Here is a 21,638-nt window from a genome sequence, read left to right on the forward strand (position 1 = left end):
GTCCGGTGACTGACGAAACACCGGGCCCCCTCGAACGGGCGACCGGCGCCGCTGCAGGCGGCGCCGCGGCGCCTGACGAGGCGCCGCCGCGGCGCCGGGTGCGGCTGCTGGTGAGTGTGGCCGCGGTGGTGCTGATCTGCGACATCGTCACCAAGGTGCTCGCCGTCAAGCTGCTCACACCGGGTCAGCCGGTCTCGATCATCGGTGACACCGTGACCTGGACGCTGGTGCGCAACTCCGGCGCCGCGTTCTCGATGGCCACCGGCTACACCTGGGCGCTCACCCTGGTCGCCACCGGCGTGGTGATCGGCATCATCTGGATGGGCAGGCGGCTGGTGTCACCGTGGTGGGCGCTCGGCCTCGGCATGATCCTCGGCGGCGCGACGGGCAACCTGGTCGACCGCTTCTTCCGTTCCCCCGGGCCGCTGCGTGGTCACGTCGTCGACTTCTTCTCGGTGGGCTGGTTCCCCGTCTTCAACGTCGCCGACCCGTCGGTGGTGGGCGGCGCGATCCTGCTGGTGGCGCTGTCGCTGTTCGGCTTCGACTTCGACAGCCCGACCCGCCGCACCTCGGAAGCGGCCACCGCGACGCCGGCCGACCGTCCCGCCGACCCGACCGCCGACAACGCGTAGTGGCCACCAGATCGATGCCGGTCCCCGAGGGGCTGAGCGGTATGCGGGTGGACGCCGGTCTGTCGCGCCTGCTCGGGTTGTCGCGGACCGCCGCGGCGGCGCTCGCCGAGGACGGCGGGGTCGATCTCGACGGCGCCCCGGCGGGCAAGTCCGACCGGCTCACCGCGGGGGCGTGGCTGGAGGTCAGGCTGCCCGAGGCGCCGGCGCCGGTGGAGAACACTCCGGTCGACATCGAGGGCATGGACATCCTGTATTCCGACAACGACATCGTGGCGGTCGACAAGCCGCCAGGGGTGGCGGCGCACGCCACCGTCGGCTGGCACGGCCCCACGGTGCTCGGCGGGCTGGCCGCGGCGGGATTCCGGATCAGCACCTCGGGCATCCACGAACGCCAGGGCATCGTGCACCGGCTCGACGTCGGCACCTCCGGGGTGATGGTCGTCGCGCTGTCCGAACGCGCCTACACCGTGCTCAAGCGGGCGTTCAAGGAACGCACCGTGCACAAGCGCTACCACGCACTGGTGCAGGGTCACCCGGACCCCAGCAGCGGAACCATCGACGCGCCGATCGGCAGGCATCGCGGGCACGACTGGAAGTTCGCGGTGACCGAGGGCGGGCGGCACAGCATCACGCACTACGACACCGTCGAGGCGTTCCAGGCCGCCAGCCTGCTCGACATCGAGCTGGAAACCGGGCGCACGCATCAGATCCGGGTGCACTTCGCGGCGCTGCACCACCCGTGCTGCGGTGACCTGACCTACGGCGCCGATCCCACGCTGGCCCGCCGCCTCGGCCTGGAACGGCAGTGGCTGCACGCGCGGTCGCTGGCATTCGTGCATCCCGCGGACGGCCGGCGGGTCGAGATCACCAGCCCGTATCCCGCGGATCTGCGGCACGCACTCGACGTGCTGCGCGATCACGCGCTGTGACCGGCGACGCCCGCACGAGGCGCACCGGCACACTGTTCGGCGCCGGCGCCTTCACGTGGTGGGGCCTGTGCCCCGGCTTCTTCCCGCTGCTGCTGCCCGCCGGATCGGTCGAGGTGCTGGCCCACCGCATCGTGTGGAGCGCGGTGTGCATGGCGCTGGTGCTGCTGGTGGTCCGCCGGTTCGGCGATCTGCGCAGGCTCAGCGCACGCACCTGGCTGCTGCTGGCGGCCGCGTCGGTGCTGATCGCCCTGAACTGGGGGGTCTACATCTACGCCGCGACCAACGGTCACGTCGTCGACGCGGCGCTCGGGTACTTCGTCAACCCGCTGGTCACGGTGGCGCTCGGCGTGCTGGTGTTCCGCGAGCGCATCGGGAGGTGGCAGCTCGTCGCGCTGGTGCTCGCCGCGGTGGCGGTGGTGGTGCTGACGGTGGGCGTGGGCACCCCGCCCTACATCGCGGGCGTCCTCGCGGTGTCGTTCGCGGTGTACGGCGTCGTGAAGAAGGTGGTGGTGGCCGACCCGCGGGTCAGCGTGGCCGTCGAGAACTTCATCTCGCTGCCGGTGGCCGGCGGCTATCTCGTCGTGCTCGGGGTGCTGGGGCAGGGACACTTCCCGCACGAGGGCGCCGCGCACTCGGTGCTGCTGGTGCTCTCGGGGCCCATCACCGCCGTCCCGCTGCTGCTGTTCGCCGCCGCGGCGCAGCGGCTGCCGCTCGTGACGATGGGGCTGCTGTTCTACCTCAACCCAGGACTGCAGATGGTGTGGGGTGTGCTGATCGGACACGAACCGATGCCGGTGGCCCGGTGGGTCGGTTTCGCGTTGATCTGGACGGCGCTGGCGGTGATGACGTTCGACGCACTGCGCAGGAAACCGGACGGCGAGGCCTCACCTGTCGATCCGGCGACGTCCGGATCGTCATCACGGTGACACCGCACGACGCGGCGCACACCGCGACGGAGGAGGAGCCATGCAGTACTGCCTGATCACCCACTACCAGGAGGGCGCGGAGGCCGGCGTGCCCGAGGAGGTGCTGGCCGCGGGCCGGGCCGCCTTCGCCCGCTACGCCGACGACCTCGACGCCGCAGGCGTGCTCGTCGGCACGCAGGTGCTGGAGTCGGCCGCGGCCACCACCACGGTGACGGCGCGCACCGGCGCCGTCGACATCCAGGACGGTCCGTTCGCCGACACCAGGGAGCGGCTGGGCGGCATCTTCGTCATCGACGTGCCCGACCTCGACGCGGCGATCGGGTGGGCGCAGCGCAATCCCGCCGCGCATTTCGGTGCGGTCGAGATCCGTCCGGTGGCCGTCACCTACGCCAGCGGCCGCGGCTGGTACCGCCCTGAGTGACAACGCGCCCGCCGCGCAGCTCGCCCGGCTCACCCGCGAGTCGTACGGCCGGCTGCTCGCGGTGCTGGCCGCGCCGAGCCGCGACATCGCCGCGGCGGAGGACGCGCTGGCCGACGCCCTCGAGCGCGCCCTTCGGCGCTGGCCGGACGACGGCGTCCCGGCCAATCCGGAGGGCTGGGTGCTCACCGTCGCGCGCAACCGGCTGCGCGACACCTGGAAGTCCGCGGCCCATCGGAGCACCCGGCCGCTCACGGGGACCGACGAGCGGGCGGCGGAGGCCGACGAGCCGGTCGCGATCCCGGACCGCCGCCTCGAGCTCATGCTGGTGTGCGCACATCCCGCGATCGCGGCCGACGTTCGCACGCCGCTGATGCTGCAGACGGTGCTGGGCGTCCGGGCCGCCGACATCGCCGCGGCGTTCGCCGTGGAGCCGGCGACGATGGCGCAACGGCTGGTGCGGGCGAAGAAGCGCATCCGGGATGCCGGGATCCCGTTCGTCGTCCCCGATCCCGCCGAACTGGCGGTTCGCCTGCCCGCCGTGCTGGAGGCGGTCTACGGGGCCTACTCCATCGACTGGCCCGCCATCGACTGTCCGGCCGGCGACGCGTCGCAGACGCTGGCCGCCGAGGCGCTGCACCTGGCCGACGTGCTGGCCGAACTGATGCCCGACGAACCGGAGGTGCTCGGCCTGCTGGCCCTGATCTGCCTCGCAGAGGCCCGCCGCCCGGCAAGGCGCGGCCCGGACGGGGCGTTCGTCCCGCTCGACGAGCAGGACACCGCACAGTGGGACGCCCGGCTCATCGCGCGCGGAGAGGACCTGCTGCGGCGCGCGCACGACAGGGGGAGGCCCGGCCGCTTCCAGTACGAGGCGGCGATCCAGTCCGCGCACTGCGCACGCAGGCACGGCCCCGCCGACCTCGAGGCGCTGCGCCGTCTGCACCGGGCACTCATGCGCGTTGCGCCGTCACTCGGCGCGGCGGTGGCGACGGCGGCGGTGGAAGCGCGGATCGACGGTCCGGCCGCGGGTCTGCGGCTGCTCGACGCGATCACCGACCCGGCGGTCGTCCGCTTCCAGCCGGCGTGGACGACACGTGGTCACCTGCTCGCCGAGGCGGGCCGGACCGACGAGTCGGCGGCCGCCTACCGGCGCGCCATCGAGCTCACCGGGGACGCCGGCGTGGCCGCCCATCTGCGGCGACAGCTGTGATGACCGGATGCCGGGATCGCAGGCCGTTGCCATGATCAACACCGATGTCATACGGTTTGCTCGTGCAGCGAGGGGGTCGCAGCGTGCCGGCTGCGCGTGGGCGTGGTCGCCCCGTCGGCGCGGACTCCGCCCAGACCCGGCGCCGTATCGTGCGTGCCGCGCGTGAGGTGATCAACCAGCGGGGCTATCCGGCGATGACGTTCCAGGCGATCTCGAAGCACACCGGGCTGAGCAGGCCGACCCTGCACTACTACTTCGCCTCCCGCGAGGATCTGTACCGCGCGGTGATGGAAGAGGCGAAGTCGATGCTGACGTCGGCGATCGAGCGTTCGCTGGCCCACGACGCGTTGCTCGACCGGTTGGCCACCTTCTTCGTCGCGCTGCAGGAGGCCGAGCAGCGCGACCGGTCGACCATCGCGTTCACCATCTCGGCGCGGCTGGAACCGCAGCGCAACCCCGAGCTGCTGCCGTTCAGCGCGCCGTCCCCGGTGCGGCAGTTCCTCACCAGGGTGGTCGAGGACGGCGTCGCGCACGGCGAGATCCGGGCCGACACCGACACCGCCGCGATCGTGTCGATGCTGCATGTCGTGATGTGGGGGCTCGGCTGCTACGCGAGCTTCGTCGCACGTCCCGACGACATGGAGCCGGTGACCCAGCAGCTGGTCCGGCTGTTCGCCGGCGGACTGCCCACCGAGGCCGCAGGCGACCGCCCGGGTTGAGGCCGAAGACACGCATCGCGACACGCCGAGCGGTGTCGGAGGTCGGTCATAGACTGGCCACCCTATGAGCGGTTCTGATTCACGGTCTTTCGTGCACCTGCATAACCACACCGAATACTCGATGCTCGACGGTGCCGCGAAGGTCAAGCCGATGCTCGCCGAGGCGCAACGGCTCGAGATGCCCGCGCTCGGGATGACCGACCACGGCAACATGTTCGGCGCCAGCGAGTTCTACAACGCCGCCACCGATGTCGGGATCACGCCGATCATCGGGGTCGAGGCCTACATCGCCCCGGCCTCGCGCTTCGACACCAAGCGGGTGCTCTGGGGAGACCCGAGCCAGAAGAGTGACGACGTGTCGGGCAGCGGCTCCTACACGCACATGACGATGGTGGCCGAGAACGCCACCGGCTTGCGGAACCTGTTCAAGCTGTCGTCGCTGGCGTCGTTCGAGGGGCAGCTCGGCAAGTGGTCCCGGATGGACGCCGAGATCATCGCCGAGCACGCCGAGGGCATCATCGCCACCACCGGCTGCCCGTCCGGCGAGGTGCAGACGCGGCTGCGGCTCGGGCACGAGCGCGAGGCACTGGAGGCGGCGGCGAAGTGGCGGGAGATCTTCGGGCCGGAGAACTTCTTCCTCGAGCTGATGGACCACGGCCTCGACATCGAGCGCCGGGTGCGCGAGGGACTGCTGGAGGTGGGCCGCAAGCTCTCGATCCCGCCGCTGGCCACCAACGACTGCCACTACGTCACCCGCGACGCGTCCCAGAACCACGAGGCGTTGCTGTGCATCCAGACCGGCAAGACGCTGTCGGACCCCACCCGCTTCAAGTTCGACGGTGACGGCTACTACCTGAAATCGGCGGCGGAGATGCGCGCGCTGTGGGACCAGCAGGTTCCCGGTGCGTGCGACTCGACGTTGCTGATCGCCGAGCGCGTGCAGTCCTACGCCGACGTGTGGCAGCCGCGCGACCGGATGCCGGTGTTCCCGGTGCCGGAGGGTCATACGCAGGAGAGCTGGCTGCGGCACGAGGTGAGCGCCGGTCTGGCGCGCCGCTTCTCGGGCGGCACCGTGCCGCAGGAATACGTCGACCGCGCCGACTTCGAGATCACGGTGATCTGCGACAAGGGTTACCCGTCGTACTTCCTCATCGTCGCCGACCTGATCAACTACGCCCGCTCGGTCGACATCCGGGTGGGGCCGGGGCGCGGATCGGCGGCGGGCTCGCTGGTGGCCTACGCGATGGGCATCACGAACATCGACCCGATCCCGTACGGGCTGCTGTTCGAGCGGTTCCTCAACCCCGAGCGGGTGTCGATGCCCGACATCGACATCGACTTCGACGACCGCCGTCGCGGTGAGATGCTGCGCTATGCCGCCAACAAGTGGGGCAGCGACCGGGTGGCCCAGGTCATCACCTTCGGCACCATCAAAACGAAGGCGGCGCTGAAGGATTCGGCGCGGGTGCACTACGGTCAGCCGGGATTCGCGATCGCCGACCGGATCACCAAGGCGTTGCCGCCGCCGATCATGGCCAAGGACATCCCGCTCTCGGGCATCACCGACCCGGCCCACGACCGGTACAAGGAGGCCACCGAGGTCCGCGGGCTGATCGACACCGATCCCGACGTGCGGACCATCTACGAGACCGCCAGAGGGCTGGAGGGCCTGGTCCGCAACGCCGGCGTACACGCCTGCGCGGTGATCATGAGCTCCGAGCCGCTGGTCGACGCGATCCCGCTGTGGCGGCGACCGCAGGACGGCGCGGTGATCACCGGTTGGGACTATCCGTCATGTGAGGCCATCGGCCTGCTGAAGATGGATTTTCTGGGCCTGCGCAACCTGACGATCATCGGCGACTGCCTGGAGAACATCAGCGCCAACCGGGGCATCGACCTCGACCTCGACGCGGTGCCCCTCGACGACCCGGCGACCTTCGAATTGCTCGGCCGCGGTGAGACACTCGGGGTGTTCCAGCTCGACGGTGGCCCGATGCGTGACCTGCTGCGGCGGATGCAGCCGACGGGATTCGAGGACGTCGTCGCGGTCATCGCGCTGTACCGGCCCGGGCCGATGGGCATGAACGCCCACAACGACTACGCCGACCGCAAGAACAACCGCCAGGCCATCAAGCCGATCCATCCCGAGCTCGAGGAACCGCTGCGCGAGATCCTCGCCGAAACCTACGGCCTGATCGTCTACCAGGAACAGATCATGCGCATCGCGCAGAAGGTGGCCGGCTACTCGCTCGCACGAGCCGACATCCTGCGCAAGGCGATGGGCAAGAAGAAGCGCGAGGTGCTGGAGAAGGAGTTCGAGGGCTTCTCCGAGGGCATGAAGGCCAACGGGTTCTCGGCGGCGGCCGTCAAGGCGCTGTGGGACACCGTGCTGCCGTTCGCCGACTACGCGTTCAACAAGTCCCACGCCGCCGGGTACGGTCTGGTGTCCTACTGGACGGCGTACCTCAAGGCCAACTTCCCGGCCGAGTACATGGCCGGTCTGCTCACCTCCGTCGGTGACGACAAGGACAAGGCGGCGGTCTACCTGGCCGACTGCCGCAAGCTCGGAATCACCGTGCTGCCACCAGATGTCAACGAGTCGGTGCAGAACTTCGCCTCCGTGGGCACCGACATCCGGTTCGGGCTCGGCGCGGTGCGCAACGTCGGCGCGAACGTGGTGGCGTCGCTGGTGAACACCCGCGCCGAGAAGGGCAAGTACACCGACTTCTCGGACTACCTGAACAAGATCGACATCTCGGCGTGCAACAAGAAGGTGACGGAGTCGCTGATCAAGGCGGGCGCCTTCGATTCGCTCGGTCATCCGCGCAAGGGCCTGTTCCTGGTGCACACCGACGCGGTGGACTCGGTGCTGGGCACCAAGAAGGCCGAGGCGATGGGTCAGTTCGACCTGTTCGGCGGGGCCGACACCGCCACCGACGCGGTGTTCACCATCAAGGTGCCCGACGAGGAGTGGGAGGACAAGCACAAGCTCGCTCTGGAACGGGAGATGCTGGGGCTGTACGTGTCCGGGCATCCGCTCAACGGGGTGGCGCACCTGCTGGCCAACCAGGTCGACACCCAGATCCCGGCGATCCTCGACGGCGACGTCGCCAACGACGCACAGGTGCTGGTGGGCGGCATCCTCGCCTCGGTGAACCGGCGGGTGAACAAGAACGGATTACCCTGGGCCTCAGCGCAATTGGAGGATCTCACCGGTGGCATCGAGGTGCTGTTCTTCCCGCAGACCTACTCGTTGTTCGGCGCCGAGATCGCCGACGACGTGGTGGTGCTGGTGAAGGCGAAGGTCGCCGCCCGGGATGACCGGATCGCGCTGATCGCCCATGAACTGGTGGTGCCGGACTTCTCGAGCGCGCAGGTTAACCGCCCGCTCGCGGTGAGCCTGCCGACGCGCCAGTGCACGGTGGACAAGGTGAGCGCGCTCAAGGCGGTGCTGGCCAACCATCCGGGGGTGTCGCAGGTGCATCTGCGGTTGATCAGCGGTGAGCGCATCACCACGCTCGAACTCGATCAGGCCTTGCGGGTCACGCCGTCGCCGGCGTTGATGGGTGACCTCAAGGCGCTGCTCGGTCCGGGCTGCCTGGGCGGTTAGAGGTCGATCCGGACGATCGCGCTGTCGTTCCACAGGCCGCGGTCGCGCGCCCGCCGGAGCTTCTCGCGCCACGGCAGGTTGCTGTGCACGTTGCGCACGCCTGGGATCTTCAGCAGCGGGACGACGTTGTACTGCCAGCCGTAGCGGCCGCGCAGCAGCTCGTTGGCCGCCTCCGCCGCGGCGCCGTCCAGGATCGACGCCCGCCCGTCGACGGTCGCGCCGTCGTGGCCGACCCGGCCGCGGTGGTCGCAGACCTGTAGCTGGACTCTTGGGTCGTTGGTCAGGCGCCGGGTCTTCGGGCCGATCTTCGTGCGGAACACCAGGGCGGAGCCCTCGAACGCGAACCAGATCGGGGTGTCGACGGGGCTGCCGTCGCGGCGGTAGCTGCGCAGCAGCGCGTAACGGGAAGTGCGGAGGTCGTCGAGGGTGTGCATGACGTCGAGTCCAGCACTTAGAGTTGACTCCAAGTCAAGGGTGAGGACGAAACGGATGACAGCGAGCCTGACGATCGGCGAGGTGGCCCGCCGCGCGGGGATCGCGGCGACCACGCTGCGGTACTACGAGCAGATCGGGCTGCTGGCGCCCACGGCCCGGGTGGGAGGGCAGCGCCGTTACGGCGACGCGATCCTGGCCCGGCTCGAGGTGATCCGGTTGTGCAAATCGGCGGGGTTCGCACTCGACGACATCGTCGTGCTGTTCGCCGACGATGCACCGGGGCGGCCGGTCAGCCGGTCGCTGGCGCGGGCGAAGCTCGCCGAGATCGACGCCAGGATCGACGAGTTGCGCCGGGCGAGGGAGATCGTCGAGTGGGGGATGGCCTGCACCTGTCCCTCGATCGACGACTGCACGTGCGGGGTGCACGCTGTCGGGGCGCCTGCCGGATGACTCCCGTCTGCGTCACCATGGAGTGGTGACCGACGAGACGACCACACCACCGACCTCCCGTCACATCGGGGTATGGATCGACGCGCCGCCGGATGCGGTGTACGCGTTCGCGTCCGACCCGCAGCAGATGCCGCGCTGGGCGGCCGGGCTGGCCGAGGGCGAACTGCGGAGAAGCGACGAGGGCTGGGTGGCCGATTCACCGATGGGGCAGGTGACCGTCGAGTTCGCGCCGGTCAACGAGTTCGGGGTCATCGACCACGTGGTGCGGATGCCGTCCGGCGAGGCGGTGTACAACGCGTTGCGCGTCCTGCCCGCGGGCGCCGGTGTGCCGCGCTGCGAGGTCGTGTTCACCGTGCGGCAGCGCGCCGGGATGACCGACGAGGAGTTCGAGGCCGACGTCGCAGCGGTGACCGCGGACCTGCAGGAACTGCGCAGGCTGCTGGAGCGCTGAGCTACTGGCGGTCGGTGCAGAAGACGCCGAGGCCGAGCCAGGCGACGGTTGCGGCCGCGGCGCCGGCGAGCACCGCAGGCGCGGCGCTCATGGCGGCGAGGCCGACGATCACGGTCACCAGGGCGCCGAGCATCAGCGCGATCACCTTGTAGGCCGGCCACGGCACACCGGCGACACTCACGTCACACGTCGCACGGGAGACCGTGGAGCGGAAGTGGCCTGCGGTGGTCATAGTTCGAGGGTACCTCTCAACCATGGTTTCGGCCAGCCGAAACTCTCAATGCGGGGACCGCGTTTCTGTACCCGCCTAAGCTGGTTTCATGCCGCTGACCGGAGAATACGAACCGAGCTCGTCGGACTGGGCACGCGAGAACGCCGAGCAGTACGTGGCCTCCGGGGGAACGGAGGGCACCGAGCTCAAGGGCCGCCCCGTCATCCTGCTGACCACCGTCGGTGCGAAGACCGGCAAGCTCCGCAAGACCCCGCTGATGCGGGTGGAGAGCAACGGCGAGTACGCGGTGGTGGCGTCGCTCGGCGGCGCGCCGAAGCACCCCGTCTGGTACCACAACATCAAGAAGAACCCGCGCGTCGAACTGCAGGACGGCCCGGCCACCCGCGACTACGACGCCCGCGAGGTGTTCGGCGACGAGAAGGCCGAGTGGTGGGAGCGCGCCGTCGAGGCCTGGCCCGAGTACGCGGAGTACCAGGAGAAGACCGACCGGGAGATCCCGGTGTTCGTGCTGACCCCGGCCGAATAGACCGGGCACGGCAAAACCGCCTGTACCCGTGTGACGGGCGGATGGCACCATTGAGCGGTGTCCGCCGACCTGAGCCAGCCCGTCACGTCGCCGTTGACCGCGGCCGACATCGACGAGGCCGCCCAGCGGATCGCCGACATCGTGGTGCGCAGCCCGCTGCACCTGTCCGAACGGCTGTCGGAGGCCACCGGTGCGACGGTGTACCTCAAACGCGAGGACCTGCAGGCCGTCCGGTCCTACAAGCTGCGGGGCGCCTACAACCTACTGACGCAGCTGACCGACGACGAGCTGGCCGCAGGCGTGGTCTGCTCCTCGGCGGGCAACCACGCCCAGGGGTTCGCGCTGGCCTGCCGGTCGATGGGCATCAGGGGCCGGGTGTACGTGCCGACCAAGACGCCCAAGCAGAAGCGTGACCGCATCCGGTACCACGGCCGCGAGTTCATCGACCTGATCGCGGTCGGCGCCACCTACGACCTGGCGGCGGCGGCAGCCCTCGACGACGTGGCGCGCACCGGGGCCACGCTGATCCCGCCGTACGACGACCTGCGCACGATGGCAGGGCAAGGCACCATCGCCGCGGAGATCCTCGACCAGCTCGACGTCGAGCCGGACCTGGTGATCGTCCCGGTCGGCGGCGGCGGGTGCATCTCGGGCATCACCACCTACCTGGCCGAACGCACCGCCAACACCGCGGTGCTGGGTGTGGAGCCTGCGGGTGCCGCCGCCATGATCGCGGCACTGGCCGCAGGCGAGCCGGTCACCCTCGACCACGTCGACCAGTTCGTCGACGGCGCCGCCGTGAACCGCGCGGGCACGCTGCCGTTCGCCGCGTTGACCGCCGCGGGGGACATGGTGTCGCTCACCACGGTCGACGAGGGCGCGGTGTGCACGGCGATGCTGGACCTCTACCAGAACGAGGGCATCATCGCCGAGCCGGCCGGGGCGCTCGCGGTGGCGGGCCTGCTGGAGGCGACGGTCGAACCGGGCGCCACGGTGGTGTGCCTGATCTCGGGCGGCAACAACGACGTCTCCCGCTACAACGAGATCCTCGAACGCTCACTGGTCCACCTCGGGCTCAAGCACTACTTCCTGGTCGACTTCCCGCAGGAACCGGGCGCGTTGCGGCGCTTCCTCGACGAGGTGCTCGGTCCGGGCGACGACATCACGCTGTTCGAGTACGTCAAGCGCAACAACCGGGAGACCGGCGAGGCGCTGGTCGGCATCCAGCTCGGTTCGGCCGCCGACCTCGACGGGCTGATGGTGCGCATGCGCAGCTCGGACATGCACGTCGAGACGCTGGAGCCGGGTTCGCCGGTCTACCGCTATCTGACCTAGGGGCTCAGCCGGTCACTGCCGGCGCAACACCGCGAACGAGTGTCCCGGCAGCCGGGTCGCCCCGCCCTCGACCGCCGGCTCGTCCCAGGACAGCACCACCTCGCCGGCGACCGGCACGGACACCGGGTCGGCGCCGAGGTTGCAGGCCACGGCGAATGCGCCGCGGTGCATGACGAGCCAGCGCTGCTCCTCGTCGTAGTCCACCCGCAGGTGATCCAGCCACGGATCGGCCAGATCGGGTTCGCGGTGCCGCAGCGCGATCAGATCCCGGTACACGGCCAGCATCCGGGCGTGATCGCCGTCGGCCACCTCGTCCCAGTTCAGCTTGGATCGCAGGAACGTCTCCGGGTCCTGCGGATCGGGGATCTCGTCGGCGTCCCAGCCGTGTTCGGCGAACTCGGCCTTGCGGCCCTCGGCGGTGGCGCGCGCGAGCTCCGGTTCGGGATGGGAGCTGAAGAACTGGAACGGTGAGGACGACGCCCACTCCTCGCCCATGAACAGCATTGCGGTGTAGGGCGATCCGAGCGCCAGCGCCGCCTTGACCGCGAGCTGGCCCGGTTCCAGGTTCTGCGACGGGCGGTCGCCGACGGCGCGGTTGCCGACCTGGTCGTGGGTCAGCGTGTACGCGAGGAGCCGGGTCGCCGGGATCGACGACGCGTCCAGCGGCCTGCCGTGCCTGCGATGCCGGAACGACGAGTACGTGCCCGCGTGGAAGTACCCGTTCCGCAGCGTCTGCGCCAGCGTCTCGAGAGAGCCGAAATCGCCGTAGTAGCCCTGTGTCTCGCCGGACACCGCGGCGTGGATGGCGTGGTGGATGTCGTCGTCCCACTGTGCGGTCATCCCCAGGCCGCCCCGCTCGCGCGGTGTGATCAGCCGCGGGTCGTTCTTGTCGCTTTCGGCGATCAGCGACAGCGGGCGGCCGAGTTCGGCTGCCAGCGCATCGGTCTCGGCGGACAACTCCTCGAGGATGTGGATCGCGGTGGTGTCGACCAGGGCGTGCACCGCGTCCAGCCGCAGCCCGTCGGCATGGAAGTCGCGCATCCACCGCAGGGCACAGTCGATGATGTAGCGGCGCACCTCGTCGGCGTCGGCGTCGGCGATGTTGACCGACTCGCCCCACGGGTTGCTGCCGCTGGACAGGTAGGGGCCGAACCGGGGGAGGTAGTTGCCCGACGGTCCAAGGTGGTTGAACACCGCGTCGATCAGCACACCAAGGCCGCGGCGGTGGCACGCGTCGATCAGCCGGATCAGGCCGTCGGGACCGCCGTACGGTTCGTGCACGGCATACCAGAGCACGCCGTCGTAACCCCAGCCGTGGGTACCGCCGAATGCGTTGACCGGCATCAGCTCCACGACGTCGATTCCGAGATCGACGAGGTGGTCCAGCTTGTCGATCGCCGCGTCGAACGTGCCCTCCGGCGTGAAGGTGCCGACGTGCAGCTCGTAGATCACCGCACCCTCGATCGACTTGCCCGCCCAGTCGGAGTCGGTCCACGCGTCGGGCGCGGGCCGCCAGCGCTGCGAGCGTTCGTGCACGCCCTCGGGCTGGCGCGGCGACCGCGGGTCGGGCAGTACCTTCGGATCGTCGTCGAGCACGAAGCCGTACCGCGCGTCGATGCGGGCGTCGACGTCGGCGCGCCACCACCCGTCGCCGGAGGCGGCCATCGGATGCAGCGTGCCGTCCACGTCGAGACGCACCCGCTCGGGCCGCGGCGCCCAGACCGCGAACTCAACCATCCGTGCGCTCCAGCAGGGCCACCGGCAGTTCGGCGAAGAGCTCGCCCACCGAGACCGCACCGCTGTACCGGCCGCCCCCGATGCGATCGGTCCACTCACCGGCCGGTAACGGCAGAGTCGTGTCGCCCCAACCGGATTCGGTCAGCCCGACACTGTGTCGGGTCACCGCGGTGAGCACATCGGCGCCTCGGGTGAACGCCAGCACGTGCTCGGCGGCGGCACCGCCTGCGAGCACCGGCCGGTAGTCACCGGTGAGGAACGCCTCGGGGCGCTCGCGGCGCAGGTGCAGCGCCTCGCGCACCACCCGGATCTTGGGGTGGGTGGCCGCGTCCAGCGCCGCCCGCCGTTCGGCGTAGTCGACCGGTCGCCGGTTGTCCGGATCCACCAGGCTGTCCTCCCACAGTTCGGTCCCCTGATAGACGTCGGGCACGCCGGGCGCGGTGAGCGCCACCAGCTTCTGGCCGAGGCTGTCGCTGCGGGCATGCCGGTCGAGCTGTTCGAGCAACCGGGTCAGCTCCGCGCCGACAGGTCCGTCGAGCACGGTGTCCAGCCACCGGTGCACCGCCGATTCGAACGTCTCGTCCGGGTCGTTCCAGGTGGTCTTCAGCGCTGCCTCGCGGATCGCCTTCTCGGCGTAGCCGTGCAGCCGCTCCCGCAGCTCCGGGGTGACCGTTCCGTCGGTGGGCCAGACGCCGAAGATGTTCTGCAGCAAGAACATTCCGGTTGCGGAGTCGGGCGGCGAGGTGCGCTCCAACCAGGCCTCGACGTACTGCGCCCACAGTGCGGGCACCTGCGAGAGCACCCCGATCCGGGCCCGGACGTCCTCGCCGCGCTTGGTGTCGTGCGTGGTGAGCGCGGTCATCGCCGACGGCCACAACCGGGCCCTGCCGTCGGCGCGCTGATGGAACTCCGCGGTGCTGACCCCGAACTTCTCGGGCTCGTTGCCCACCTCGTTGAGCGCAACCAGCCGGGCGTCCCGGTAGAACAGGCAGTCCTCCATCGACTTCGCCGTGGAGGCGCCGCACAGCTGCTGCAGCCGCACTGACGTCTCGCGATTCGCCGTCACCGCCGCGCTCAGGATCGCCAGTGGCTCCGCGAGAGCCGGGCGTTCGGCCAAGGTCTCTTCGATGGCGACGGGCAGCACCAGGGACAGTGACGGGTAGTCCGACCGGTACACCCCGACGTGGCTCAGCAGGGCGGCGATCGCGGTCCGCAGCTGCGGGTGGTCGACGCCCGTCGCGCCGGTCACGGTCCGGTGCAGCCGGGCCAGTTCGCTGCCCAGCGTGTCGGTGACCGCCTGCGCCTTGAGCCGGCGGGCCTCCGCGGGCATCGACGCGTAGTCGACGCCGGTGGATTCGTAGAGGTCGGTCAGCGGCGCCTCACCGGCCGGATCGAGGAACACCCCGCCCACCTCGCGCAGCGCGTCGTATCCCGTGGTGCCGGAGACGGGCAGGCTCAGGTCGAGCGGTTCGTCGACGGCGAGGATCTTCTCGATCACGATCCAGGCGTCGGCTCCGAGCAGGTCCCGCAGCCATGCGAGGTATCCGGCGGGGTCGGACAGGCCGTCGGGATGGTCGATGCGCACACCGTCGACCAGACCGTCGGCGACCCATCGGCCCACCTCGGCGTGCGTCGCCTCGAACACCGCACGGTCCTCCTGGCGCAGCCCCGCCAGCGAGGTGATGGAGAAGAACCGGCGGTACCCGCAGATGCCGTTGCGCCAGCCGATCAGGCGGTAGTGCTGGCGGTCGTGCACCTGCGCGCCGGTGGCGTCCTCGCCTGCGGTGCCCGGCGCGATCGGGTAGGCCAGATCGCCGAGGCGCAGCACCGGTTCCTCACCGCTGCCGTCGACGGTCAGGTCGGCGACGTCGTCGTCGGAACCCAACACCGGCAACACGATCCGGTGATCGGGATCGAGATCCCAGTCGATGTCGAAGTAGGTGGCGTAGCGGGATTCGCGACCGTGGGTGAGCACGTCCCACCACCAGGCGTTCTGCGCGGGGGAGTCCACGCCGACGTGGTTGGGCACGATGTCGACGACCAGGCCCATGCCGCGTGCCCTGGCGGCGGCGGACAGCCGCGCGAGACCTTCGGGACCGCCGAGCGCCTCGGACACGGTGGTGGGGTCGGTGACGTCGTAGCCGTGGGTGGAACCCTCGGCCGCGGTCAGGATCGGCGACAGGTACAGGTGCGAGACACCCAGCGCGTCGAGGTAGTCGAGCACGTTCTCGGCGTCGGCGAAGGTGAAGCAGTCGCCGCGCATCTGCAGTCGGTACGTCGAGAGCACACGATCCATCGGTCAGGCCGTCTTGCGCAGCACGAGGACCGAACGGGCCGGCAGCGATACCTTCTCGCCCGCCGCCACCACCAGCTCGGTGGCACCGGCGGGATCGGCGGTGTCGAGTTCGGCGGTCCACTCGTTGGCGTAGAAGCCCTCCGGCGCGGCGAAGTCCTGCACGCGGTCATGGGCGTTGAAGCACAGCAGGAACGAGTCGCCGACCACCCGCTCGCCGCGCGCATTCGGCGCGAAGATCGCCTCGCCGTTGAGGAACACCGCGACGCACTTGCCCAGTCCGGTGCCCCAGTCCTGCGGCGTCATCTCCGTGCCCGCCGGTGTCAGCCACGCGATGTCGCGCACCTCGTCGCCGCTGCGGATCGGGTTGCCCTCGAAGAACCGCCTGCGCCGGAACACCGGGTGCTTCTTGCGCACCCCGATCACCCTGCGGGTGAAGTCCAGCAGGTCGGCGTTGGTCTCACACAGCGACCAGTCCATCCAGGCGATGTCGGAGTCCTGGCAGTACACGTTGTTGTTGCCGCGCTGGGTGCGGCCGATCTCGTCGCCGTGGGCGATCATCGGGGTGCCCTGGGACAACATCAGCGTCGCCAGGATGTTGCGCATCTGCTTGCCCCGCAGCGCCGTGATGTCGGGGTCGCCGGTTGGCCCCTCGACGCCGCAGTTCCACGACCGGTTGTGGCTCTCGCCGTCGCGGTTGTCCTCGCCGTTGGCCTCGTTGTGCTTCTCGTTGTAGGACACCAGGTCGTTCAACGTGAAGCCGTCGTGGCAGGTGACGAAGTTGATGCTGGCGCTGGGCCGGCGTCCGGTGGCCTCGTAGAGGTCGGACGATCCGGTCAGCCGCGAGGCGAACTCGCCGAGGGTCGCGGGCTCGCCCCGCCAGTAATCACGCACAGTGTCGCGATACTTCCCATTCCACTCTGTCCACAAACCTGGGAAATTACCGACCTGGTAACCGCCTTCGCCGATGTCCCACGGTTCGGCGATCAGCTTGACCTGACTGACCACCGGGTCCTGCTGCACCAGGTCGAAGAACGCCGACAGCCGGTCCACGTCGTAGAACTCGCGGGCCAGGGTGGAGGCCAGGTCGAAGCGGAATCCGTCGACGTGCATGTCGAGCACCCAGTAGCGCAGCGAGTCCATGATCAGCTGCAGGGTGTGCGGGTGGCGGGCGTTGAGGCTGTTGCCGGTGCCGGTGAAGTCCTTGTACAGCCGCAGGTCGCCGTCGAGCAGCCGGTAGTAGGCCGCGTTGTCGATCCCGCGGAAGTTGATCGTGGGCCCGAGGTGGTTGCCTTCGGCGGTGTGGTTGTAGACGACGTCGAGGATGACCTCGATGCCCGCCTCGTGGAAGGCCTTCACCATCGTCTTGAACTCGGCGACGGCGCCGCCGGCGTGCCGATTGGACGCGTACTGGTGGTGCGGTGCGAAGAACCCGTAGGTGTTGTATCCCCAGTAGTTTCGCAATTCCAGGTCGAGCAGCCGGTGATCGTGCATGAAGGCGTGCACGGGCATCAGTTCGATCGCCGTGATGTTCAGCGACTTGAGGTGGTCGATGATGACCGGATGGGCCAGGCCCGCGTAGGTGCCGCGCAGCTCCTCCGGGATGCCCGGGTGGGTCTGCGTCATGCCCTTGACGTGTGCCTCGTAGATCACCGTCTCGTGGTAGGGCGTGCGCGGCGCCCGGTCCGATCCCCACTGGAAGAACGGGTTGATCACCACGCTGGTCATGGTGTGCCCGAGGGAATCCAGCCGTGGCGGGGTGCCACCGCTCGCCAGGTCGTCGGCGGCCAGGTCGTAGGAGAACAGCTCCTGGCCGAACGCGAAGTCGCCGTGGAAGGACTTGCCGTACGGGTCGAGCAGCAGCTTGCTCGGATCGCACCGGTGCCCGGCGGGCGGATCCCACGGGCCGTACACGCGGAATCCGTAGCGCTGTCCCGGGGTGACGGTGGGCAGGTAGGCGTGCCACACGTATCCGTCGACCTCTTCGAGGTCGATCCGCTCCTCGGTGCCGTCCTTGGCGATCAGGCAGAGTTCGACGCGATCGGCGACCTCGGAGAACAGCGAGAAGTTGGTGCCTGCACCGTCATAGGTGGCGCCGAGAGGATAGGCCTCACCCGGCCAGACGGTGGTGGCGCTGCGCGGGTTCGGCGCGGGGGATGCTGCGGTCACGGGGTCACCACCAGCCGGTGGCAGCGGCGATCTGTCGTCCCAGTTCGTTGGTCATGGTGCGCATGTACGTCGCCGAGATGTGGTGAGAGTCGTGGTACAGCAATATGTTTCCCTCCACTACGCGGCAGTAGTCCTGGCGACACACCGCATCGCTGAGGTCGAGGGCTTTCAGCATCGGGAATCGAGCGACGAAGTCCAGTGTCGGGTTGTGGTCGGAGAGTACCTCGGCGCGCTTGATGCCGCAGGAGATCGCATTGCCGCCGTCGGCCAGGCAGTCTGCCGGGAAGTACGGCTCGCCGTCGCGCACCATCCACGGTGTGTCGCGCATGGCCAGGATCGGGATCTGGTTCTGCGACAACCGTTCCCAGATGCCGAGGTAGCTCGCGGGCATGACGTCACCCGGCTTGACGTTCCACGGCCGGGTCGAGGTGGTGAACACGTAGTCGGGGCGGTCGGCGATCAGCTTGGCCATCACCCGTTCGTTCCACTGGTGGCACTTCGGGTACGGCCGGTTGTCGCCCATCACCAGCGGCACCTCTTCGGTGGTGAGCGGGCAGCCCATCTTCAGGTAGGTGACCACCCGGAAGTTGTGCAGCCGGCCGAGCAGGTCGAGCGCGGTGACCCAGTGCTCTGCGTGCGAGCCGCCGGCCAGGGCGATGGTGCGGGTCGCGGTCTTGTCGCCGTAGGTGCAGTTGATCACACCGATGTTGTCGAAGTCGCTGATGCAGCCGTCGCTGGTGGTGACGGGCAGGTCATTCTTGGCCTCGAGCACGGTGGGCCGCATCGGCAGCTTGGGGACCTTCGCCTGGTTGAGCAGTGCCCGCGCACCGGGGTAGTCGCGGGCCGACAGCCCGGACAGCTCCTTGCCGCTGGCACGTTCCACGGTGACGTGTTCGCGCCATGTGAAGGAGGTCGCGGTCAGTGCCACGCCGAGCAGCGCGACCACCGACCCGAGCACGATCGTGGGCCTGCGCAGCCGCGATCGCAGCGGCACCGCGGGGCTGGTCGCCACCGGCGCGCGGTAGCGCAGCGGCTCTTCGATGTAGCGGGTGGTCAGCCAGGCCAGCAGGCCCGACACCAGCAGCACGCCCGCGCCGTCGAGGAGGGTCGCCCGCTGGTGGCCGGTGTAGGACAGCCAGAAGATGAGCAGCGGCCAGTGCCACAGGTACAGCGAGTAGGCCATCGCACCGAGGGCGACGAACGGCTTGGTGGCCAGCAGCCGGTTGGGTGCGGGCAGCCGGCCGCCGGTGTGCGGGTCCGCCAGGCGGTTCGCGGCCGACAGGATGAACAGGATGGTGGCGCCGACCGGTACCAGTGCCCACGGGCCGGGGAACTCCTTGACGCCGTCGATGAGGGCGCCGCAGGCCAGGATCGCCGCCAGCGCCACCGTCGCGATGATCGTCCGCAGCCACATGGGCCAGCGCACGTACTGCACCAGTGCGCCGGCCAGCGCGCCGAGCAGCAACTCCCAGGCCCGCGCGAGACTGTTGTAGTAGGCGGTGGCCTGGTCGGCGTCGTGGGCATGGATCGCGTACACGAAGGACGCGACGGTCAGCGCGGTCAGCAGCACCACGAACACGGCCTTGAGGTGGCGGCGGAGAACGCGCCGCAGCAGCACTGCCAGGCCGAGGATCAGCGCCAAGAAGGCGATGTAGAACTGGCCCTGCACCGACATCGACCAGATGTGCTGCAGCGGGCTGACCGTCTCGCCGGCGCGCAGATAGTCCGACGCGGTGTTCGCCAGCTCCCAGTTCTGGTAGTAGCCCAGGCTGGCCAGGCTCTGGTCGGCGAAGGTCTCCCACCGGGTCTCGGGCTGGACCAGGATCGTCAGCACCGCGGCGGCGGCGAGCACCACCACCAGCGCAGGCAGCAGCCGCCGGCCCAGCCGGATGACCTCGCGCCCCGGCCGCAGCGACACGCCGGGGGTGAGTGCCGCGCGCAGCAGCCGGCCGCCGAAGAAGAAACCCGAGAGCGCCAGGAAGACGTCGACCCCGCCGGACACCCGGCCGAACCAGATGTGGAACACCGCCACCATCGCGATCGCGACACCACGAAGACCGTCGAGGTCGTGTCGGTAGAAGCCCGACGTTCGGGAACCCATGGCGGCGCGCGGACCGGAACCGGTTTTGGTGGGCGCCGGCCTGGGGGCGGCGAGGGTGATCATGGTCGACAAGCAATTTACCCAACTTCGGCCGCTGACTCATGTCGCGGTGGTCGCCGCCCTGCTCCGGAGCGGGAAAGTAGGCTCGGAGCCCGTGCCCCTGACGCCCGCGGAGATCAGCGCGATCGACGCCGCCCACGTGTGGCACCCCTACAGCACCATCGGCGCCGAGGCGTTCCCGCCCGTCGTCGCGGTGGGTGCGCGGGGTGCCTACCTGACCGTGGTGCACGAGGGGCGCCGGCTCGAGGTGCTCGACGCGATGGCGTCGTGGTGGACCGCCATCCACGGCCACGGGCACCCGGTGCTCGACGCGGCGATCGTCGACCAGCTGGCGACGATGAACCACGTGATGTTCGGCGGCCTGACCCACGAACCGGCGGCCCGGCTGGCGCAGCTGCTCGTCGAGGTGACGCCCGAGGGTCTGGACACGGTGTTCTTCTCCGACTCCGGTTCGGTGTCCGTGGAGGTGGCCGCCAAGATGGCGCTGCAGTACTGGCGCAGCCTGGGCAAGCCCGGCAAGCACCGGCTGATGACCTGGCGGGGCGGCTATCACGGCGACACGTTCACGCCGATGAGCGTGTGCGACCCCGACGGCGGGATGCACTCGCTGTGGACCGACGTGATGATGCGGCAGGTGTTCGCGCCGCCGGTGCCCGCGGACCACGACCCCGCCTACTCCGCGGAGTTCGAAGGCCTGCTGGCCGCCCACGCCGACGAGGTGGCGGCGGTGATCGTCGAGCCGGTGGTGCAGGGTGCGGGCGGGATGCGGTTCCACGACCCGCGCTACCTGGTCGACCTGCGGGACATCTGCGACCGGCACGGCGTGTTGCTGATCTTCGACGAGATCGCCACCGGCTTCGGGCGCACCGGCGAACTGTTCGCGGCCGACCATGCCGGCGTCCGGCCGGACGTGATGTGCGTCGGCAAGGGACTCACGGGCGGGTACATCACGCTGGCCGCGACGCTGTGCACCGCCGACATCGCGCACACGATCAGCGCGGGGGAGCCCGGCGCGCTGATGCACGGGCCGACGTTCATGGCCAACCCGCTGGCGTGCGCGGTCGGGGTGGCGTCGGTGGAGCTGCTGCTCGCGGGGGACTGGCGGGCCCGGGTGCGCGCCATCGAGGAGGGCCTGCGTGCCGGCCTGGCACCGGCCCGGGACCTGGCGGGTGTCGCCGACGTGCGCGTGCTCGGCGCGATCGGCGTCATCCAGCTGGACCGGCCCGTCGACGTGCCGGTGGCGACGGTGACCGCGCTGGAGCACGGGGTGTGGCTGCGGCCGTTCCGCGACCTGGTGTACGTGATGCCGCCGTACATCTGCACCGCCGAGGAGGTGGACACGATCACCGCCGCGATGGTCGCGGTCGCCCGTGCGCTAACCTGAACGGTGTTCAAGTCGTCGAGA

18 protein-coding genes are annotated in these 21,638 nt (G+C 69.8%); 12 read left to right on the forward strand and 6 right to left on the reverse strand.

Going from position 1 to position 21,638, the window contains the following annotated elements; translation table 11 throughout:
• Positions 1–5: 5 nt before the first annotated feature.
• The 7 genes from lspA to dnaE all read left to right on the forward strand — a co-directional run bounded on the left by lspA (position 6) and on the right by dnaE (position 8,444).
• Positions 6–632, forward strand: coding sequence for a signal peptidase II (lspA, locus tag ACPCHZ_RS23595; RefSeq protein ID WP_423486966.1), 627 nt, complete (start codon positions 6–8; stop codon positions 630–632).
• Complete coding sequence (locus tag ACPCHZ_RS23600; protein WP_423486967.1) at positions 632–1,561, forward strand: RluA family pseudouridine synthase; 930 nt, start codon at positions 632–634, stop codon at positions 1,559–1,561. The genes lspA and ACPCHZ_RS23600 overlap by 1 nt, the downstream gene beginning before the upstream one ends.
• Complete coding sequence (gene rarD / locus ACPCHZ_RS23605; protein ID WP_423486968.1) at positions 1,558–2,487, forward strand: EamA family transporter RarD; 930 nt, start codon at positions 1,558–1,560, stop codon at positions 2,485–2,487. The genes ACPCHZ_RS23600 and rarD overlap by 4 nt, the downstream gene beginning before the upstream one ends.
• A gap of 40 nt (positions 2,488–2,527) precedes the next feature.
• A complete protein-coding gene (locus ACPCHZ_RS23610; RefSeq protein ID WP_423486969.1) occupies positions 2,528–2,908 on the forward strand; it encodes a YciI family protein in 381 nt (126 codons plus the stop codon).
• A 52-nt stretch (positions 2,909–2,960) separates the two neighbouring features.
• Positions 2,961–4,115: an RNA polymerase sigma factor gene (locus ACPCHZ_RS23615; RefSeq protein WP_423487108.1), complete on the forward strand. Its 1,155-nt coding sequence runs from the start codon at positions 2,961–2,963 to the stop codon at positions 4,113–4,115.
• A gap of 62 nt (positions 4,116–4,177) precedes the next feature.
• Positions 4,178–4,834: a TetR/AcrR family transcriptional regulator gene (locus tag ACPCHZ_RS23620; protein WP_423486970.1), complete on the forward strand. Its 657-nt coding sequence runs from the start codon at positions 4,178–4,180 to the stop codon at positions 4,832–4,834.
• 64 nt (positions 4,835–4,898) lie between these two features.
• Positions 4,899–8,444, forward strand: coding sequence for a DNA polymerase III subunit alpha (gene dnaE, locus ACPCHZ_RS23625; RefSeq protein WP_423486971.1), 3,546 nt, complete (start codon positions 4,899–4,901; stop codon positions 8,442–8,444).
• Here the strand turns inward: dnaE and ACPCHZ_RS23630 are convergent.
• Positions 8,441–8,878, reverse strand: coding sequence for a PPOX class F420-dependent oxidoreductase (locus ACPCHZ_RS23630; protein ID WP_423486972.1), 438 nt, complete (start codon positions 8,876–8,878; stop codon positions 8,441–8,443). The genes dnaE and ACPCHZ_RS23630 overlap by 4 nt on opposite strands.
• 55 nt (positions 8,879–8,933) lie before the next feature.
• Between ACPCHZ_RS23630 and ACPCHZ_RS23635 the strand changes: the two genes are divergently transcribed.
• On the forward strand, positions 8,934–9,329 hold the full coding sequence (locus ACPCHZ_RS23635; protein ID WP_423486973.1) for a MerR family transcriptional regulator: 396 nt from the start codon (positions 8,934–8,936) through the stop codon (positions 9,327–9,329).
• A 25-nt stretch (positions 9,330–9,354) separates the two neighbouring features.
• Complete coding sequence (locus ACPCHZ_RS23640; RefSeq protein WP_423486974.1) at positions 9,355–9,780, forward strand: SRPBCC family protein; 426 nt, start codon at positions 9,355–9,357, stop codon at positions 9,778–9,780.
• Between the two features lies 1 nt (position 9,781).
• Here the strand turns inward: ACPCHZ_RS23640 and ACPCHZ_RS23645 are convergent, their stop codons facing one another.
• Positions 9,782–10,012, reverse strand: a complete 231-nt coding sequence (locus ACPCHZ_RS23645) for a hypothetical protein (RefSeq protein ID WP_364979968.1) — start codon at positions 10,010–10,012, stop codon at positions 9,782–9,784.
• Between the two features lie 88 nt (positions 10,013–10,100).
• Here ACPCHZ_RS23645 and ACPCHZ_RS23650 point away from each other — a divergent pair, with 88 nt between their 5' ends.
• Together ACPCHZ_RS23650 and ilvA are read left to right on the forward strand one after the other, a co-directional pair.
• The gene (locus tag ACPCHZ_RS23650) at positions 10,101–10,538 is read left to right on the forward strand and encodes a nitroreductase family deazaflavin-dependent oxidoreductase (protein ID WP_423486975.1); all 438 of its coding nucleotides are present in this window, start codon (positions 10,101–10,103) and stop codon (positions 10,536–10,538) included.
• A gap of 57 nt (positions 10,539–10,595) precedes the next feature.
• Positions 10,596–11,873 carry a threonine ammonia-lyase IlvA gene (gene ilvA, locus ACPCHZ_RS23655; RefSeq protein ID WP_423486976.1) on the forward strand — a complete coding sequence of 426 codons (1,278 nt, stop codon included), beginning with the start codon at positions 10,596–10,598 and terminating at the stop codon, positions 11,871–11,873.
• A gap of 12 nt (positions 11,874–11,885) precedes the next feature.
• Here the strand turns inward: ilvA and treZ are convergent, their stop codons facing one another.
• From treZ to ACPCHZ_RS23675, 4 genes are read right to left on the reverse strand one after another with little or no spacing between them, the layout of a single operon-like run.
• Positions 11,886–13,610, reverse strand: coding sequence for a malto-oligosyltrehalose trehalohydrolase (treZ, locus tag ACPCHZ_RS23660; protein WP_423486977.1), 1,725 nt, complete (start codon positions 13,608–13,610; stop codon positions 11,886–11,888).
• Entirely contained in the window at positions 13,603–15,906 is a 2,304-nt protein-coding gene (gene treY, locus ACPCHZ_RS23665; protein WP_423486978.1) for a malto-oligosyltrehalose synthase, read from the reverse strand. Before treY ends, treZ begins: the two co-directional genes overlap by 8 nt.
• Before the next feature lie 3 nt (positions 15,907–15,909).
• Positions 15,910–18,072, reverse strand: a complete 2,163-nt coding sequence (glgX, locus tag ACPCHZ_RS23670) for a glycogen debranching protein GlgX (protein WP_423486979.1) — start codon at positions 18,070–18,072, stop codon at positions 15,910–15,912.
• A 4-nt stretch (positions 18,073–18,076) separates the two neighbouring features.
• A complete protein-coding gene (locus tag ACPCHZ_RS23675; protein WP_423486980.1) occupies positions 18,077–20,236 on the reverse strand; it encodes an acyltransferase family protein in 2,160 nt (719 codons plus the stop codon).
• A 91-nt stretch (positions 20,237–20,327) separates the two neighbouring features.
• On the opposite strand from ACPCHZ_RS23675, the gene ACPCHZ_RS23680 reads away from it, so the two are divergent.
• Positions 20,328–21,617 carry an adenosylmethionine--8-amino-7-oxononanoate transaminase gene (locus tag ACPCHZ_RS23680; protein ID WP_423486981.1) on the forward strand — a complete coding sequence of 430 codons (1,290 nt, stop codon included), beginning with the start codon at positions 20,328–20,330 and terminating at the stop codon, positions 21,615–21,617.
• Positions 21,618–21,638 lie beyond the last annotated feature (21 nt).

Source organism: Mycobacterium sp. NPDC050041, from assembly GCF_049541695.1.
GTDB lineage: Bacteria > Actinomycetota > Actinomycetes > Mycobacteriales > Mycobacteriaceae > Mycobacterium.